Annotated in this window: 1 protein-coding gene; it reads left to right on the top strand. The window is 68.0% G+C overall.

The features are described 5' to 3' along the window. Positions 1-231 (top strand): response regulator transcription factor (locus tag QP381_RS09560; RefSeq protein WP_285068818.1); only part of this gene is annotated, 231 nt, incomplete at both ends.

Genomic DNA, 231 nt, shown 5'->3' on the forward strand with positions numbered 1-231 from the left:
GCCGCCGACAACCCGATCGAGGCCGTCCTCCTCGACCTCGGCCTGCCGCACATGGGCGGCCTCGACGTCATCGACGGGATCCGCGGCTGGTCAGACGTCCCGATCATCGTCGTGACCGCCCGCCACGAAACCTACACGAAGATTGAGGCGCTCGATCGCGGCGCCGACGACTACGTGACCAAACCCTTCGCGCTCGGGGAGCTCCTTGCGCGTTTGCGCGCCAACCTCAGG

This window comes from Pauljensenia sp. UMB6358, assembly GCF_030216865.1.
Lineage (GTDB): Bacteria > Actinomycetota > Actinomycetes > Actinomycetales > Actinomycetaceae > Pauljensenia > Pauljensenia turicensis_A.